Raw genomic sequence first — 16,184 nt, forward strand, 5'->3', positions numbered from 1 at the left:
CCCGAAGGTACAATCCGCTCGACTTGCATGTATTAGGCACGCCGCCAGCGTTCGTCCTGAGCCAGGATCAAACTCTCCATTAAGGTAGAACTTGAGTTGCCTCATTCTTTACATCTGGCGAGAACTTACATTCTCTATTTTTACTCACTCGTTGATTCAGTTTTCAAAGGACAAGATTCATCTATTAAATCCATAATTCTCAATACCTATATTGCCGCTATCTTACTTCATACTATTAAGTATCTCGTTTTCAGCGACTTTATAAATATATCACAACTGCCATACTAATTGCAAGCTTTTTTTAAAATAATTTGAAATTGAATCGTTTCAAACATTGTGCCTCAGAAGCGACAAAAAGTAATATAACAAATCCGCAAAGAAATTGCAACAACAATATTTGCATTTTTGCTTTCTTCGATGTTCCCATAATTAAAAAACGTATCCTCCATTGGAAGATACGTTGTATTATAAACCATTACGCCATTCTTTATTCACCTTGCCGCTCACGCATAAGTGGAAATAAAAGCACATCTCGAATTGAAGCCGAATCTGTCAATAACATAACAAGACGGTCAATTCCAATACCCAATCCACCCGTAGGCGGCATACCGTATTCTAGTGCCCGGATAAAGTCATCATCCATCTCATGGGCTTCGTCGTTCCCCTGCTCACGCTCAATCAACTGCGCTTCAAAACGTTCCCTCTGGTCGATAGGGTCATTAAGCTCAGTGAAGGCATTAGCATGCTCCCTGGCCACTATGAATAGCTCAAACCGGTCGGTAAACCGTGGGTCGGCACCATTTCTCTTGGCTAAAGGTGAAATTTCAACAGGATGGCCAAATACAAACGTAGGCTGGATCAAGGTTTCTTCCACAAACGCTTCGAAAAATGCATTCACGATATGGCCGAACGCCATCGTCGGTTCTACGTGTACTTTATGCTCTTTGGCTAATTGGTGCGCTTCTTCATTCGTCATATGCTTATTAAAGTCAACACCAACCACTTCTTTAATCGCATCGACCATTGATACACGCCTCCACTCAGGGGCAAGGTCGATCTCTTGTCCTTGGTATTGGATCGTGGTTGATCCTAAAACTTCTTCAGCAATATGGGCAACTAAATTTTCTGTCAGCTTCATGATATCCAAGTAATCGGCGTAAGCCTCATATAACTCAATCATCGTAAACTCAGGATTATGTCGCGTCGAAACGCCTTCATTACGGTAAACGCGCCCAATTTCGTAAACCTTTTCCAAACCGCCAACAATCAACCGCTTTAGATGAAGCTCAATAGCAATCCGCATATGAAGCTGCATGTCCAACGCATTGTGGTGCGTATTAAAGGGACGTGCTGTAGCGCCGCCAGCAATCGCATGTAAAGTTGGGGTCTCCACTTCCAAATAACCGCGGGAATCCAAATATCTTCGCATAGATTGGATAATTCGGGAACGCTGAATAAAGGTTGCTTGCACTTCCTGATTCATGATCAAGTCCACATAGCGCTGACGGTAACGGAGCTCCACATCCTTTAAACCATGAAACTTATCTGGCAATGGCAAAAGCGATTTGGACAAAACCTCTACATGTTTGGCTTTCACAGAAAGCTCGCCTGTTTTGGTTTTAAATACCGTCCCTTGCACCCCAATAATGTCACCGATGTCCAAGATAGAGAAAGCCTGGTACGGAATTTCACCCACAGTGTCCTGGCGTACATAAATTTGGATTTTTCCCGAAATATCCTGGACATGTGCAAAGCCCGCTTTACCCATTCCCCGCTTTTGCATAATCCGACCAGCAATGCTGACCTCAACAGGCAATGCTTCCAATTCATCATGGCTTAAAGCGTCATAGCCTTGTAGCAAATCTCCCGCATGATGGGTAACGTTATATTTTTGACCGAACGGATCGATGCCCAATCCCCGCAGCTCATCGAGCTTGTTACGCCGTATTTGCAGCAATTCATTTAATTCTTGTTCCTCTGACAAAGGGCTTCAGCTCCTTATAAACGATTTTTGTTACATTAAAAAAGCTTCCAAAGGAAGCTTTATCGACCATTATGGATTAAGATTGCATCCAAGTTATTTCTTAATATCGATAATTTCATACTGAATTGTACCTACGGGAACGTTGATATCTACCTTCGTGCCTTTGGGCTTGCCAAGAATCGCTTTGCCTACAGGGCTCTCATTGGAAATTTTATTGTTAAATGGGTCAGCCTCCGCCGTACCTACGATGTTATATTCGACGGTTTCCCCAAATTCTAAATCCTTCAATGTTACAATGGCACCTACACTAACTGTATCCGTGTTCACATCAGCATTATTAATAATGCGTGCATTACGCAGCAGCTTCTCGAGTGTTATGACTCTGCCTTCAATGAAGGCTTGCTCATTCTTAGCATCCTCATACTCGGAGTTTTCACTGATATCACCGTACCCAATTGCCACTTTAATTCGTTCTGCCACTTCGCGACGCTTAACGGATTTCAGGTGCTCCAATTCATCTTCAAGCTTTCTTAAACCTTCCTGCGTCAGAATGACTTCTTTTTCGGCCACGGTAACAATCCCCTTTCGTGTGAAAAATTTTCATATTTCAGATTCAAAGTTTGTACCCTGATAGGGTCGAATCCTCGAGTATGAATTCACTACTAAATAATATGTTGACATTCTTAATCTTCATGACTAATCTCGCTTAAAATGACTATTGACTGATTATATGGCAAGCCTATTCAAATGTCAATCTAAGCCAAACCTACATTTATTATACCACTTGGGGTATGAATGGTACGCCTTCCTCCAGTGAATCGGATTCCTTCAACGAATCGACAAATTGCTCCAAAACGTCAGCCATCGCATTTCGTTTGGTCTGCTCCATGACGATATCTCTCACGCGCGCCCCTCCCTGAAGACCCTTCAAATACCATGCCAGGTGCTTGCGCATCTCCTTCACGGCAATATGCTCTCCCTTTAAGGCGATCAACCGATCCATATGCAAAATCGCTATGCGGATCTTTTCTTGGGCTGTAGGCTCAGGCGGCAATTCTCCATGGCTCAAGTATTGGATCGTGCGATATAGCATCCACGGATTTCCTAATGCTGCACGTCCAATCATAACCCCATCCACACCAGTCTCATCCAGCATGCGCTTCGCATCCTCTGGTGTTTGAACATCACCATTGCCGATAACAGGAATCGACACCGCTTGCTTAACCTCTCTAATGATATCCCAGTTGGCATGACCTGTGTACATTTGGACACGAGTCCGCCCATGCACAGATACCGCTGCGCCTCCGCCATTTTCAACAGCTTTGGCATTTTGCACCGCATAAATATGCTCGTCATCCCAGCCAATACGCATTTTTACCGTGACTGGCTTATTTACCGATTTTACGACCGCCGTAATCATTTCTTCGATTCTTGAAGGATCCAGCAACCAACGCGCGCCCGCATCACATTTTGTAATTTTGGGAACCGGGCAGCCCATATTAATATCAATAATGTCTGCATTCGTGTTCTGGTCAACATATTTGGCAGCTTCCACTAACGATTCCGTATCTCCACCAAAAATTTGCAGGCTAAGCGGTTTTTCGCGGTCATCCACAAAAAGCATATCCAGCGTTCTATGGTTGCCATGTAAGATAGCTTTATCACTGACCATTTCCGCGCAAACCAAGCCACAACCGAACTCTTTGGCTATGAGGCGAAAGGCCGGATTACACACACCTGCCATTGGTGCCAGCACCACTCGGTTCAGCGCTTTGACATTTCCTATTTTCAACATCATTTAATCCCCTTTCCTTACTTATTTTGCTGTTGGCAATAATTCTTCTGGATCAATATGCAGCACTTCAGAAATCTTATCTATAAGGATCGGATCCGGCTTTCTTGTTCCCCGCTCAATAGCTCCTAGAATAGCAATCGACACCTCTAACCGCTCCGCTAGCTCGGTTTGCGTGAAGCCCTTTAGCTTCCGAAAAGCTCGTATTCGCTGCGCTGTTACATTTTTTTCCATAAGGTAACGCCTTCCTTTCGATTCAGATGCTGCAGCTTCGCTGCCCATTGATCAGCTTGTTCCTTTTGCTGCTTCTTCATCGCCTCAACCAGAGGTACCAAAACAAATGCCCGTTCCTCCATCCGTGGATGGGGTAAAATAAGCTCGGGGTTGTCTTGGGCAAGCTCGCCATAAAGCAATAGATCCAGATCGATCGTCCTTGGTCCGAAGCGCAACTCGCGTGTGCGACCCAGTGTACTTTCAATACTGACCATGTGGGCAAATAGCTCCTGTGCAGACAGTTGTGTTTCTACCCCAATGACCATATTAAGAAAAGGAGCCTGGTCTACTAATCCAACCGGTTCTGTTTCGTATATGGAGGAGCGTACGGCAATAAACACATCCTCATTTTCATTTAAACAGGCAATGGCATCCAGCAAATATTGCTCTCGATCCCCAATATTAGAGCCCAGCGCCACATACGCGCTCGTTGGTGTTGTTAAAACCATAAAGTTAAGCTCGCTTTCTGTGGATTTCTACCTTAACGCCATCAAAAAACATTTTTACAGGCGGGTGCGGTTTTACAACACGTACGGTAATTTCGTGGATACCCACATAGGTTTGCAGCAGCACCGCTGCAATATGTTCAGCCAAAGCCTCAATTAGCTTAAATACCTGCTCTTCTTCTACGATTCGACGAATAACTTCGTACGCCTCGGCATAATTGATCGTATCTTCAATTTTATCACTTGTACCCGGCTTGTCTAAAGGCAAATACATTTCAACATCCACCTGATAACGCTGGCCGATTGCATTTTCTTCCGGAAAAACGCCATGGTAGCCGTATAATTGCAGTCCGGTCATTACGATTTTATCCAAGCTTTTATCCAAACTGCTACTCAACATTCTTTCCCCCTTTATGCTCAAGGATCGTATCCATCATCAATGCCACACGTTTCATCGCCGCAATATCATGGACCCGTATGATTTGACAGCCCTGCTGGATACCCATACTGACAGTAGCTGCGGTTCCTTCCATCACAGCATTAGCAGGAAGCTGAAGTGTACGCTGGATCATACTTTTTCTCGATGTCCCCAACAGGACTGGGTAGCCTATAGCTACAATCCTGTGAAGCTCGTTCATTAATTGTAGGTTGTGTTCGTACGTTTTGGCAAATCCAATGCCTGGATCTAAAATAATCTGTGCTTCTTGAATGCCTGCTGCATGTGCCAAAGCAATACTTTCCCGCAGATCGCTTATTACATCTTGAATGAAGTTATCGTACACGGCCTCTGTCCGATTATGCATTATCACGATGGGGCATGCAAATTCCGCTGCTAAGCGAGCCATCTCGGGATCTTTTTTCAATCCCCATATATCATTCACGATATGGGCACCCAGCCCTAGCGCCTGCCGCGCTACCTCCGGCTTGTAGGTATCTACAGAGAGCGGGACACCTATCCCCGCTTCAAGCAATGCGCCAACAACGGGAATCACCCGTTGCAGCTCTTGCTCAAGCGACACAGTGGCCGCTCCCGGCCGTGTAGACTCGCCACCGATATCAATGATATCGGCGCCTTCGGTAACCATACGTTTGGCTTGATCTACCGCCGCCTGCACATTCATATACAAGCCACCGTCACTGAATGAATTCGGAGTGACGTTTAAAATCCCCATGATCGCCGTTTTTTTGTGCAAATCCAAGTAATGTCCACGGCAATCCACTCCCAACTGATATTTATGTGTTGTTTCCATTTTATTCATCCCTCATAGTTTTCGATAGTACCTGGATCCGCTGTTGGTACATTTGCTGCAATAGGCAGGTCACCGCCCCAACTACGCCGAAGCTTACCGGCGTTTCAATGCCATCTCGGCCAAACAGCTTCGTGATTGGCACAATCTCTTGGATTGAATTGGTCATAAACACCTCATCGGCAGCTAGCATATCGTCCCAACCATATAAGCCTTCCTCGAACTGGATATCCGCTTCAATCGCCAAGGTCCCTATCAAAGCTCGCGTAATTCCCGGCAAAATGCCTGTAGCAATAGATGGGGTATATAGCTTGCCCGCCTTAACAAAAAACACATTGCTCGTTATTCCTTCTGCTATATGGCCGTCAGCATCGGCTAGCAAGCCCTCAGCGCCATTCGCCCACGGATAACGCATTAGCTCCCGTTTGGCTAAAACATTGTTCATGTAATGCAACGATTTGAAGCGTATAGCGCCTTCCGGCGTATTTCGGGGCAGCTCCAGCTGCTGCAAAGCCTTGCCAATCCCTACTACAGGCCCAGGAGGCAGCGATTTGATATATACAACAACTGATGGCTTCTCATAATCGCTAGACGGCAAGCCTAATAAATCCTGGCCTGCCGTTACTGTAAAACGTATATACGCATCCTCCAACCCATTGGCTGCCAACAGGCTTTCAATGATTGGCTCCCAGCCTCCTCTATAGGGATCATAGGCAATTCCTAGCTGCCTGCATCCATCAGCTAGTCGCTTTCTGTGCTCCTCAAGTAAAAAGGGAATGCCTTTATAGCTGCGAAACGTCTCAAACAGACCAATACCATAAAGAAAGCCATGGTCGTATACCGAAATGACAGCCTTGTCTTCTTCAACGATAGATCCATTGACATAAATCTTCACGCCTGCTTTACGACCGTTTCCTGTAAAAAGTTTCGCAATATTTGCAGGCCATAGTCGGTTATAATCGATTCCGGATGGAATTGCACACCCTCTATCGGGTATTCCTTGTGGCGTAGCCCCATAATTTCTCCCTCAGCTGTTTCCGCACTAATTTCCAGGCAATCTGGCAAGGTTTCTCTTTTTACAATCAAGGAGTGGTAGCGGGTTGCCGTAAATGGCGATGGCAGATTTTTAAACAAGGTTTTGCCATCATTTATAATCGGAGAGGTTTTACCATGCATTAGCCGCTCCGCTCGTATCACATCGCCTCCAAATACTTGTCCAATCGCTTGATGCCCCAGGCACACCCCTAAAATCGGAATTTCACCCTTAAAACGCTCAATTAATGCCAAGCTAATTCCAGCTTCATTAGGCGTACATGGGCCCGGAGAGATCAGGATATGGTCAGGCTGCAGCGCCTCGATGCCTGCCAAATCGATTTCATCATTGCGGCGTACCTCAACCTGCTGCCCTAGCTCACCCAGATACTGCACCAAATTATACGTAAACGAGTCATAGTTATCGATCACTAGAATCATGGTATTCCTCACTTTCTTCTACACCAGATTTTGAACATTCCATTCACTATATTGGATCGCTTTCCACATAGCTTTGGCTTTATTGAGGGATTCGACATATTCCTTCTCAGGGATCGAATCGATCACAATACCGGCTCCAGCTTGGACGTATCCCACGCCGCCCTCCACAACCAATGTACGGATAACAATATTAAATTCCATATCCCCATTATAACCAATCCAGCCCATCGAGCCGGTATAAGGACCACGGCGGGTTGGCTCAAGCTCCTCAATAATCTGCATCGTACGGATTTTGGGCGCTCCGGTTATGGTCCCTCCCGGAAAGGTCGCGGCTATACTATCATAAGCCCCTTTGCCCTCAGCCAATTGTCCCTCGACCTGTGACACAATATGCATCACATGGGAGTAATATTCAATGACCATAAACTCTTTGACATGCACAGTTCCATAGCTGGAAATCCGCCCTAGGTCATTGCGTATCAGATCAACCAGCATGATATGCTCAGCCCGTTCTTTCTCATGGTGGATAAGCTCTTCAGCAAGCCTGATGTCACCCTCGGCATCCTTGCCTCTTGGCCTTGTCCCCGCAATGGGACGGGCTCGCACTACACCACCCTCCAGTTGGACTAATAGCTCGGGAGAACCGGATACGAGCTGGAAGTCACTGAACCTCATCAATGCCATATAAGGTGAAGGATTAACAATCCGTAGCCATTCGTAGATCGATTCAGGGCTTTGGTGGAGTCGTTTATGCTGCCGAACTGCCAGGTTAACTTGAAAAACATCTCCCGCAGCGATATAAGCCTGAATTTTATGAACGGCCTCGATATAAGCCTCTTTGGAAAAATTGGCTTGAATGCCCTCCATGAAATCCGAATCAACACGGAGTTTGTCATCTGCCATTTGTTCTTGCATCATTTGTCTATTGCGTATATGAAGTCCCGTATGATTAGCTTCCGCAATGCGATCCCATAAAGCTTTCATCTGTCCGGTTTCCACAACTGCTTTGCGATACTCTATATCCAATCCACGTCCACAGGAGCTATTAGGTGACACGCAATACGAGGAGGCACAATAGAGCTGTTTGTCCTCATGGTCGATTATCCACAATTGCTCAAACCGCGCAAAAGCATAGTCGGGGATTGCCAAATCGTCGGAAGCCAAATTCGGAAGCTTTTCTATAGAACGGATCACATCATATCCCCAAAAACCTACACAGCCTCCAACAAACTTAGGCGTTCCTGGCACTACCGGTGAACGGAATGGCTCCATCCAGCGCTTAACGAGCTCCAAAGGAGCCCCTTGCGTTTCAATTATAGCTCCATCTGCGCCCTTAATAGTTGCCTGAAGCCCGGTGCCCCGAATCTCCGAAACTGGGTGAAGGCCGAGGAAGGTATAACGCCCGCCTTTGCCACTCTCCAAGACAAAGGAGCCCGGCGAGGCCTCCTTCCAGGCCATCTCCCATGTAAGCAAGCGGTCATCATCCAAAGGGAATGATTGGATATAAGGGAGTACCGTGTAACTCCCTGCCCATTCCTGCCACTGCTCGTAGGTTGTCAAAACCACTGGCTACTCCCCCTTTCTTTATGAATAAGCCGATAATCACGGCCAATAGCTGTTCTCAGTCACATAAGTTTGGACTTAGTATACTGTATATTTACAACGAAAAAAAGCCCCTCAGTGAACTGAAGGGTATTATTCGGCAAGATTAATCTTCGAATTGGTACAATGGCGTACTTAAATATCTTTCGCCATTACTCGGGATGATAGCTACTACCCGTTTACCTGCGCCCAATTCCTTGGCTACCTTCAAAGCAGCGAAAATCGCGGCTCCAGATGAAATACCACCTAGAATGCCTTCTTCTTTGGCTACACGGCGGGACGTTTCAAACGCTTCTTCATTGTCCACCTTGATCACTTCATCATAAATATCTGTGTTCAATATTTGCGGTACAAATCCAGCTCCGATCCCTTGGATCTTATGTGGGCCTGGTTTGCCTCCAGATAAAACAGGAGATGCGCTAGGCTCAACCGCATAAATTTTGATATTCGGGAAATTTTCTTTCAATACGCCGCCAGCACCTGTAATCGTTCCACCCGTACCGATACCGGAGATGAAAGCATCCAGCTTGCCGTCATGGGAATTAATTGCTTCCACGATTTCAGGACCTGTAGTTTCACGGTGTACTTTCACGTTGGCAGGATTATTAAATTGTTGGGGAATGAAATAAGTCGGGTTCTCGGCTTGAAGATCTTCCGCCTTCTTGATTGCACCCTTCATACCTTCAGCTCCAGGCGTAAGCACCAATTGTGCTCCATAAGCACGAAGCAGGTTACGACGCTCCAAGCTCATCGTTTCTGGCATAACCAAAATCGCTTTATAGCCCTTGGCTGCAGCAACCATGGCCAAACCAATACCTGTGTTACCACTTGTTGGCTCAACAATGGTATCACCCGGTTTAATTTTGCCTTCTGCCTCTGCTACCTCGATCATGCTGATCGCAATACGATCCTTAACGCTTGCACCTGGGTTTTGGTACTCCAGCTTCACATAAACCTCGGCACTGCCTTCCGGGACAACACGATTTAGCCTTACTAAGGGTGTACCACCGATTAAATCCGTAATACTTTGAACTAATTTCGCCATTTAAATTCCTCCTAAAATCCTAATAGATAATATCATAGTAAATTGGTCGGTATTGTATCTTTATCCTATCAACCTGTAGAGAGGTTGTCAATATCCAAATGTTTAAAAGGTGATGCTAACTTTCCAACGCTCCCGAAGCTTGAGGATCACCTCTTTTAATGGAGGGGCTTCTCGCAGTGCCATCTCTTTGCGGACTACTTCCTTCAATTCGTCCTGCTTCGCCTTCGAATCTTCTTGGCGCTCCCGAAGCTTGATGAAATATATATTACCGTTAAAAGAAATCGGCTTACTGACCTCGCCTACCTTTAATTGCTTTGCAGCATTTAATAAGACAGGTACCATAAAAGGATCGTCCTCATCCAGCCAACCTAAGTCTCCGCCCTTATTGCGAGTTGCATCATCAAGTGAACGGTCTTTGGCGACCTGCGAGAAATCCATCCCCTTGCTTAAATCCAACGCCACTTTGTCTGCATTTGCTTGGCTGCTTACCACGATTTGCTGGATTCTTAATAGCACAGGAGCTTTAAACTCATCAGGATGGGCCTTAATATAGGCATCCACTTGTTCATTCGTAATGTTAATGGAGCGTGTGGCTAGCTTCTCTAGCAATAGTTTGCTGTATACATCCGTTCTTAGTGCCTCTTCTGAAAAGCCAAGCTGTTCTTTCATCGACTCATAAAATTGCTGTTCACTGTCATAGCCCTGTTGCATCCGTTTTAGCTCTTTATTAATTTCACTTTCTTCCACCGATATACCTTCTGCATGGCCTTCCATGCCAATAACTTCATGATCCACCATTTGATCTAACAGTTCCCGACCGTGCTTCTGCAATAATTGCTGCTTTAAATCCTCACTGGTAATAGTTTTCTCACCTATGGTCGCAATGATACGCCCAGCAGGCTTAGTCTGCTCTGGCTTCGCCTCGACAAGAGGCTTATTAAACAGCGCGGCAAATAATACGGAGGAAAGGATGACAACGACAAGCAGCAAAAGTGCATTGACTCCCCACAATATCTTTACGTTTCGCATTCCTTATCCCCTCGTAGGCTTACTTCTCCATGGAATTAAGCGTTTCCTGTATCCTAAATCTATCATCGTAGCTCATTGATGATCGCGGTTAATTGCTCTTGGTCAAACTTATAAGATTCATTGCAATAATGGCATAAAACCTCTGCTTGGCCATCCTCTTGCAGCATCAGCTCAATTTCCTCGCGGCCTAACGAAATGATGGTTTGTTCCACCCGTTCTCTGGAGCATTTACAGCGGAATTGGATATCCACTTCGCCTAATACCTGTACACCAGGAAGAATACGATGCAAAATCTCATCTAGCGCCATTCCTTGGTTCAGCAATGTGGTAATCGGTTCAATTCGCGAAAGCTGTAATTCAATTAACGAAATATCTTCGTCCGTCAGTCCAGGCAGCAGTTGTATAACAAAGCCGCCAGCAGCCGTAACTGTATAATCCACCCCTACGAGTACTCCAAGTGCTACTGCCGAAGGTGTTTGCTCGGATTTGGCAAAATAATAAGTAAAGTCTTCAGCCAGCTCTCCTGAAACTAACGGAATATTACCGCGATAAGGCTCCTTAAGACCCAAATCTTTAATGATACTTAAAAAACCATCCACACCAATCGCCCCGGAAACATCCAGCTTGCCAATCTCATTCAGCGGTAAGTCCACTTGTGGATTTTGTACATAACCCCGGACATCGCCGTTAGCATTAGCATCTACAACCACTTGGCCAATGGGGCCGCCACCTTGTACTAAAATCGTCAGCATCTCATCGCCTTTGAGCATCGCTCCCATAATGAGCCCAGCTGCCACGGTGCGCCCTATAGCAGCCGTTGCTGTAGGGGTCATCCCATGGCGTTTGCTGATTTCATCTACAATGCCAGTTGCTCGAACGGCGAATGCCCTTACCTTACCTTCCATAGCGGTAGCTCTAATTAATTGGTCACGCATCGTTTGCCCTTTCTTTGTAGACCAGATTTTATGTTCGATTTCATTTGATATTCCTATTCATTGGTTGCGTTCATAAATGATTTGTAAGCCCTGTAAGGTCAGCAATGGATTCACGGTTTCAATAGTGCGGGACTCCTTCGCAATTAAATCAGCTAGCCCGCCTGTCGCCACTACCTTAGGATGATTTCCGAATTCTTCGCGAATGCGCCCCACGATCCCGTCCACCTGCCCAGCAAAACCGAAAATAATGCCAGCCTGCATCGACGATACAGTATTGCGGCCTACTACACTCTTGGGCCTTACTAGTTCTATACGTGGCAGCTTCGCAGCACGTTGGTACAAGGCTTCCGTCGAGATACCAATTCCTGGAGCTACGGCTCCTCCAATATATTGCCCTGCTTCATCTATGTAATCAAAGGTTGTTGCCGTGCCAAAATCAACAACAATACAGGGCGGGCCGTATAACTCTATGGCTGCTACAGCATTCACAATCCGGTCAGCCCCGACTTCACGGGGATTCTCATAACGAATATTCAATCCGGTTTTCACACCTGGACCTACAATCAGAGGTGCTTTCTTAACATATTTTAAACATAATTGCTCTAATACAAACATTAAAGGTGGCACTACCGAAGATATAATGACACCTTCTACCTGAGCCAGACCAATTCCTGCATGCTGGAACAAATTATACATCATCATCCCATATTCATCAGCTGTTGAAGAGCGATTGGTGCTCAATCGCCAATCATGCAGCAAGCGTTTGCCTTCATAGAGTCCAAGCACGATGTTGGTATTCCCTACATCAATGACCAAAATCATGATTGCACTCCTTTTTGCGCATTTAAATCAAGACTAATATCCAACGCGTTAACGGAATACGTTAAGCGGCCGACAGAAATAATATCTACACCAGTTTCGGCTATGCCCCTCACTGTCTCCAATGTTACCGAGCCTGATGCTTCTATCACAATATGCGGAGCTGTCGATTTAATATGCATAACCGCTGCACGCATTTGATCATTCGTCATATTGTCCAGCATAATGATATCGGGCTGAGCAGACAAAGCCAACTCCAGCTGTTCAGTGCACTCGACCTCAATCTCGATTTTCATCGTATGGGGGATTTGCTCCCTTGCAGCACGAATAGCCTCAGCTACTCCACCAGAGCCTTTAATATGATTGTCCTTAATCATTACCGCGTCAAATAAGCCAAAGCGGTGGTTATGGCCACCCCCCACACGAACCGCGTATTTCTCCAGCAACCGGTGCCCCGGTGTTGTTTTTCGTGTATCCACGAGCCGGACAGGCAAACCTTCCAAAGCGTCGACAAATTGCCTTGTCCTTGTAGCAATCCCGGACATCCGCTGCATCAGGTTAAGCGCCAGCCTTTCGCCAAGTAAAATATGGCGGGTACTGCCCGAAACCTCGGCCAGCACCATGCCTTTGGTGACAGCTTGCCCCTCCACTACCTGGGCCTCGAAGCGAAGCTCAGGGTTAACTAGGGCAAATACGGCTGCAGCAATGGGAAGTCCAGCCACAATTCCTGATTCCTTGACATGGATAATACCTTTGGAACGATGGTCACCTACAATTGTCGTCATGGTTGTAACATCGCCCATACCGATATCTTCCTCCAGCCAAAGCTGGAGGTTTTTTTTAATTAATTCCGTTTGTAGCTCGTACATCATCGATTTGCACCTCCGTAATCCCATTTTCACGGCTGAACACGGTATGTTTTCTCCAAACCTGGTCATCCTTCTCAGGAAAATCGTCCCTGTAGTGTCCCCCGCGGCTTTCTTTTCTAATCAATGCCGCTTCTGTCGTCAAAAGCGCACAAGTCAACAAATTAGCGAACTCGAAATCCTCGCGTTTGGTTAAGCTAGTTTCAAAAATGGATAATTGCCGCTTAAGCTCCTCATAACCCTTCTCAAGACCTTTCGCATTACGCTTTAGGCCTACATAACGAAGCATAATCTTTTGCAGCTTTAGCCTTTTTTCAACGATAGGCTGCTTGGCGTGCTCATTTCTGGTGCTAGATTGCTCGGCAGCAGGAACCAACTCGATCGGTGATAATTTGTCGATGCGCTCCAAGATTCGGCGCCCGAATACAATCGCCTCAGATAAGGAATTGCTAGCCAAACGGTTAGCTCCATGCACACCAGTTGACGATACTTCTCCACAAGCAAATAAACGGGCTATTGCTGTTTCGCCATAAAGATCGGTTTTAACGCCACCCATCATATAATGGGCAGCCGGAGCAACCGGAACCCAATCCGAGGACAAGTCCAAGCCATAGCTTAAACAAAACTCATATATAGTGGGAAAGCGATGCTTCACGGTTTCTTCCGATTCGTGGGTAAAATCAATATAAACAAAGGTCGACTTGGTTTGCTCCATCTCGTCTACTATAGCTCGTGCCACAATATCCCGTGGTGCAAGCTCTAGCTGAGGATGGTACTTCTCCATAAACCGTTCACCCAAAATATTGCGTAGGATGGCGCCTTCTCCACGTACTGCCTCCGACACTAAAAAGCGTGGGGCTCCTGGATAACAAAGTGCTGTAGGATGGAATTGAATAAATTCAACGTCTTGAATGAGTGCTCCAGCACGATAAGCAATGGCAATTCCGTCACCGGTTGCTATCTCCGGATTCGTTGTATACCGGTATAGCTGCCCTGCTCCGCCTGTACACAGGATCGTCGCATTTGCTCTGACAACTACTCTTTGTCCTCCAGGCTTCTGTACCAATGCCCCGAAGCATTCCCCATTCTCTGTAATCAGGTCGATTATAAAGTGGTCGTCCCAAATTTCTATGTTCGGATCCAGCTTTGTTTTCTCCGACAAGGATCTTACGATTTCTGCGCCTGTAGCATCTCCATGGGCATGTAAAATACGCCGATGGCTATGCGCACCTTCTCTGGTTAGAGCGAACTCTCCGTCCTCAAGGTCAAACTGGGTACCCATCTTGATCAAATCCCTGACACCTGCTGGACCTTCATGCACCAACACATCAACAGCCTCGTGTGAGCAGAGCCCTGCACCAGCTACAAGCGTATCATGTAGATGGTAATCCGGTGAATCATCATCTGCTATAACAGCCGCTATGCCCCCCTGAGCGTAGCGTGTGTTGCTGTCCAGCAACGACTTCTTCGTCACCATAAGCACACTGTAATTTTCACTTGCCTTAATCGCGGTAAAAAGACCGGCGATTCCAGCGCCGATCACCATTACATCAATATGAACTTGCGGCAGCTTGTTGATGTCAAAGTCAACTAAATAACGTGGTATCATGAGTACACTCACTTTCTTCTATGCCAAAGAAGGGAATTAGGTAACGCTTGCTATTTAACTAGCAGCATGCGTTCCAAAGAAGCTCGGGCCTGATCAGCAATATGGGGCGGTACATAAATTTGCGGTTGCATGGTTTCAAGACAGCGAACAACCTTTTTCAAATTGTTCACCTTCATGTTCGGACAGACCAAATATTTAGTCGCAAAGCGGAATGTTTTGTTCGGGCTATCTAATCTTAGCTGATACCCCGTGCCGTCCTCCGTCCCTACAATAAACTCCTGATGCTCGGATTCCTTGCAGTATTTAATAATCGCTGTAGTGCTTCCAACGAAATCGCCCAGCTTGACTACTTCCGGACGGCACTCAGGATGTACAACGAATTTAGCATTGGGGTACTGCGCTTTCATTTCTTCTACATCTTTGACGGTCAACATGTCATGAGTGTTGCAATAACCTTCCCAAATGATCATTTTTTTCTTAGTAAATTTCGAAACATAGTCACCGAGATTTTTGTCTGGAACCCAGATAATTTCATCGGAGTCTACAGATTCAATAACTTTAATGGCGTTAGCCGAGGTACAGCAAATGTCGGTTTCTGATTTCACATCTGCTGAAGTGTTAATATAAGCGACAACCTTGGCATTAGGATGCTGTTTCTTCAAAGCACGCAGACCATCGACATTAACCATATCGGCCATAGGACAGCCTGCGCGTTCGTCTGGTATTAGTACCGTTTTATTAGGAGCTAGAATTTTTGCGCTTTCACCCATGAAGTGAACCCCACAGAATACAATGACATCTGCATCTGTCGTAGTTGCTTTTTGTGCTAAAAGAAAGGAATCGCCTCGAAAGTCAGCTACTTCCTGAATTTCATCTCTTTGATAATAATGAGCCAAAATAATCGCGTTGCGCTCCTTTTTTAATTGAAGAATACGCTCCTTTAACTCGCGCTTCTGCTCTTCCTTCCGTTCTAAAGCTAAAGCTTCCATAATAAACGCCTTCCTTTCTTACATCAGAATGTATAAGTACTCAGCAAAGCTTAGCCATTCGAAAAGTATGTGAAA

Annotated in this window: 17 protein-coding genes and 1 rRNA gene; all 18 read right to left on the reverse strand. The window is 45.9% G+C overall.

What is annotated here, in order from left to right:
- Positions 1 to 83: ribosomal RNA gene (locus G9U52_RS35550) — 16S ribosomal RNA — on the reverse strand; the annotation flags it as partial.
- Between the two features lie 404 nt (positions 84 to 487).
- Complete coding sequence (lysS, locus tag G9U52_RS35555; protein ID WP_166157148.1) at positions 488 to 1,984, reverse strand: lysine--tRNA ligase; 1,497 nt, start codon at positions 1,982 to 1,984, stop codon at positions 488 to 490.
- 93 nt (positions 1,985 to 2,077) lie between these two features.
- The gene (greA, locus tag G9U52_RS35560; RefSeq protein ID WP_166157151.1) at positions 2,078 to 2,554 is read right to left on the reverse strand and encodes a transcription elongation factor GreA; all 477 of its coding nucleotides are present in this window, start codon (positions 2,552 to 2,554) and stop codon (positions 2,078 to 2,080) included.
- A gap of 205 nt (positions 2,555 to 2,759) precedes the next feature.
- Complete coding sequence (dusB, locus tag G9U52_RS35565; protein WP_166157316.1) at positions 2,760 to 3,779, reverse strand: tRNA dihydrouridine synthase DusB; 1,020 nt, start codon at positions 3,777 to 3,779, stop codon at positions 2,760 to 2,762.
- Positions 3,780 to 3,800: 21 nt separating this feature from the next.
- Entirely contained in the window at positions 3,801 to 4,010 is a 210-nt protein-coding gene (locus G9U52_RS35570; RefSeq protein ID WP_166157154.1) for a helix-turn-helix domain-containing protein, read from the reverse strand.
- A complete protein-coding gene (folK, locus tag G9U52_RS35575; RefSeq protein ID WP_166157157.1) occupies positions 3,995 to 4,498 on the reverse strand; it encodes a 2-amino-4-hydroxy-6-hydroxymethyldihydropteridine diphosphokinase in 504 nt (167 codons plus the stop codon). Before folK ends, G9U52_RS35570 begins: the two co-directional genes overlap by 16 nt.
- A 4-nt stretch (positions 4,499 to 4,502) precedes the next feature.
- A complete protein-coding gene (gene folB, locus G9U52_RS35580; protein WP_166157319.1) occupies positions 4,503 to 4,868 on the reverse strand; it encodes a dihydroneopterin aldolase in 366 nt (121 codons plus the stop codon).
- A gap of 16 nt (positions 4,869 to 4,884) precedes the next feature.
- Positions 4,885 to 5,745, reverse strand: a complete 861-nt coding sequence (gene folP / locus G9U52_RS35585; protein WP_207953414.1) for a dihydropteroate synthase — start codon at positions 5,743 to 5,745, stop codon at positions 4,885 to 4,887.
- Position 5,746: 1 nt separating this feature from the next.
- Positions 5,747 to 6,637: an aminodeoxychorismate lyase gene (gene pabC, locus G9U52_RS35590; RefSeq protein WP_166157164.1), complete on the reverse strand. Its 891-nt coding sequence runs from the start codon at positions 6,635 to 6,637 to the stop codon at positions 5,747 to 5,749.
- Positions 6,634 to 7,215 (reverse strand): aminodeoxychorismate/anthranilate synthase component II, encoded by a 582-nt coding sequence (gene pabA / locus G9U52_RS35595; protein WP_166157167.1) that lies wholly within the window; start codon positions 7,213 to 7,215, stop codon positions 6,634 to 6,636. The genes pabC and pabA overlap by 4 nt, the downstream gene beginning before the upstream one ends.
- A gap of 18 nt (positions 7,216 to 7,233) precedes the next feature.
- Positions 7,234 to 8,781, reverse strand: a complete 1,548-nt coding sequence (locus tag G9U52_RS35600) for an anthranilate synthase component I family protein (protein WP_166157170.1) — start codon at positions 8,779 to 8,781, stop codon at positions 7,234 to 7,236.
- A 142-nt stretch (positions 8,782 to 8,923) separates the two neighbouring features.
- Complete coding sequence (gene cysK / locus G9U52_RS35605) at positions 8,924 to 9,862, reverse strand: cysteine synthase A (protein WP_166157173.1); 939 nt, start codon at positions 9,860 to 9,862, stop codon at positions 8,924 to 8,926.
- 102 nt (positions 9,863 to 9,964) lie between these two features.
- Positions 9,965 to 10,891, reverse strand: coding sequence for a peptidyl-prolyl cis-trans isomerase (locus G9U52_RS35610; protein ID WP_166157175.1), 927 nt, complete (start codon positions 10,889 to 10,891; stop codon positions 9,965 to 9,967).
- 62 nt (positions 10,892 to 10,953) lie between these two features.
- On the reverse strand, positions 10,954 to 11,826 hold the full coding sequence (gene hslO / locus G9U52_RS35615; protein WP_166157178.1) for an Hsp33 family molecular chaperone HslO: 873 nt from the start codon (positions 11,824 to 11,826) through the stop codon (positions 10,954 to 10,956).
- A 57-nt stretch (positions 11,827 to 11,883) separates the two neighbouring features.
- Positions 11,884 to 12,648 carry a type III pantothenate kinase gene (locus tag G9U52_RS35620; RefSeq protein WP_166157180.1) on the reverse strand — a complete coding sequence of 255 codons (765 nt, stop codon included), beginning with the start codon at positions 12,646 to 12,648 and terminating at the stop codon, positions 11,884 to 11,886.
- Entirely contained in the window at positions 12,645 to 13,514 is an 870-nt protein-coding gene (nadC, locus tag G9U52_RS35625) for a carboxylating nicotinate-nucleotide diphosphorylase (protein ID WP_166157322.1), read from the reverse strand. Before nadC ends, G9U52_RS35620 begins: the two co-directional genes overlap by 4 nt.
- Positions 13,486 to 15,120, reverse strand: a complete 1,635-nt coding sequence (gene nadB / locus G9U52_RS35630; protein WP_166157183.1) for an L-aspartate oxidase — start codon at positions 15,118 to 15,120, stop codon at positions 13,486 to 13,488. Before nadB ends, nadC begins: the two co-directional genes overlap by 29 nt.
- A gap of 50 nt (positions 15,121 to 15,170) precedes the next feature.
- The gene (gene nadA / locus G9U52_RS35635; RefSeq protein ID WP_166157186.1) at positions 15,171 to 16,109 is read right to left on the reverse strand and encodes a quinolinate synthase NadA; all 939 of its coding nucleotides are present in this window, start codon (positions 16,107 to 16,109) and stop codon (positions 15,171 to 15,173) included.
- Positions 16,110 to 16,184: the final 75 nt, after the last annotated feature.

The sequence above is a fragment of the Paenibacillus agricola genome (assembly GCF_011440305.1).
Taxonomy (GTDB): domain Bacteria; phylum Bacillota; class Bacilli; order Paenibacillales; family NBRC-103111; genus Paenibacillus_S; species Paenibacillus_S agricola.

What these genes read in the sequence shown, in the direction of transcription:
- dusB (WP_166157316.1), bottom strand. Translation starts at nt 3,779, where the DNA reads ATGTTGAAAATAGGAAATGTCAAAGCGCTGAACCGAGTGGTGCTGGCA.
- G9U52_RS35570 (WP_166157154.1), bottom strand. Translation starts at nt 4,010, where the DNA reads ATGGAAAAAAATGTAACAGCGCAGCGAATACGAGCTTTTCGGAAGCTA.
- folK (WP_166157157.1), bottom strand. Translation starts at nt 4,498, where the DNA reads ATGGTTTTAACAACACCAACGAGCGCGTATGTGGCGCTGGGCTCTAAT.
- folP (WP_207953414.1), bottom strand. Translation starts at nt 5,745, where the DNA reads ATGGAAACAACACATAAATATCAGTTGGGAGTGGATTGCCGTGGACAT.
- pabA (WP_166157167.1), bottom strand. Translation starts at nt 7,215, where the DNA reads ATGATTCTAGTGATCGATAACTATGACTCGTTTACGTATAATTTGGTG.
- cysK (WP_166157173.1), bottom strand. Translation starts at nt 9,862, where the DNA reads ATGGCGAAATTAGTTCAAAGTATTACGGATTTAATCGGTGGTACACCC.
- G9U52_RS35610 (WP_166157175.1), bottom strand. Translation starts at nt 10,891, where the DNA reads ATGCGAAACGTAAAGATATTGTGGGGAGTCAATGCACTTTTGCTGCTT.
- hslO (WP_166157178.1), bottom strand. Translation starts at nt 11,826, where the DNA reads ATGCGTGACCAATTAATTAGAGCTACCGCTATGGAAGGTAAGGTAAGG.
- G9U52_RS35620 (WP_166157180.1), bottom strand. Translation starts at nt 12,648, where the DNA reads ATGATTTTGGTCATTGATGTAGGGAATACCAACATCGTGCTTGGACTC.
- nadC (WP_166157322.1), bottom strand. Translation starts at nt 13,514, where the DNA reads ATGTACGAGCTACAAACGGAATTAATTAAAAAAAACCTCCAGCTTTGG.
- nadB (WP_166157183.1), bottom strand. Translation starts at nt 15,120, where the DNA reads ATGATACCACGTTATTTAGTTGACTTTGACATCAACAAGCTGCCGCAA.
- nadA (WP_166157186.1), bottom strand. Translation starts at nt 16,109, where the DNA reads ATGGAAGCTTTAGCTTTAGAACGGAAGGAAGAGCAGAAGCGCGAGTTA.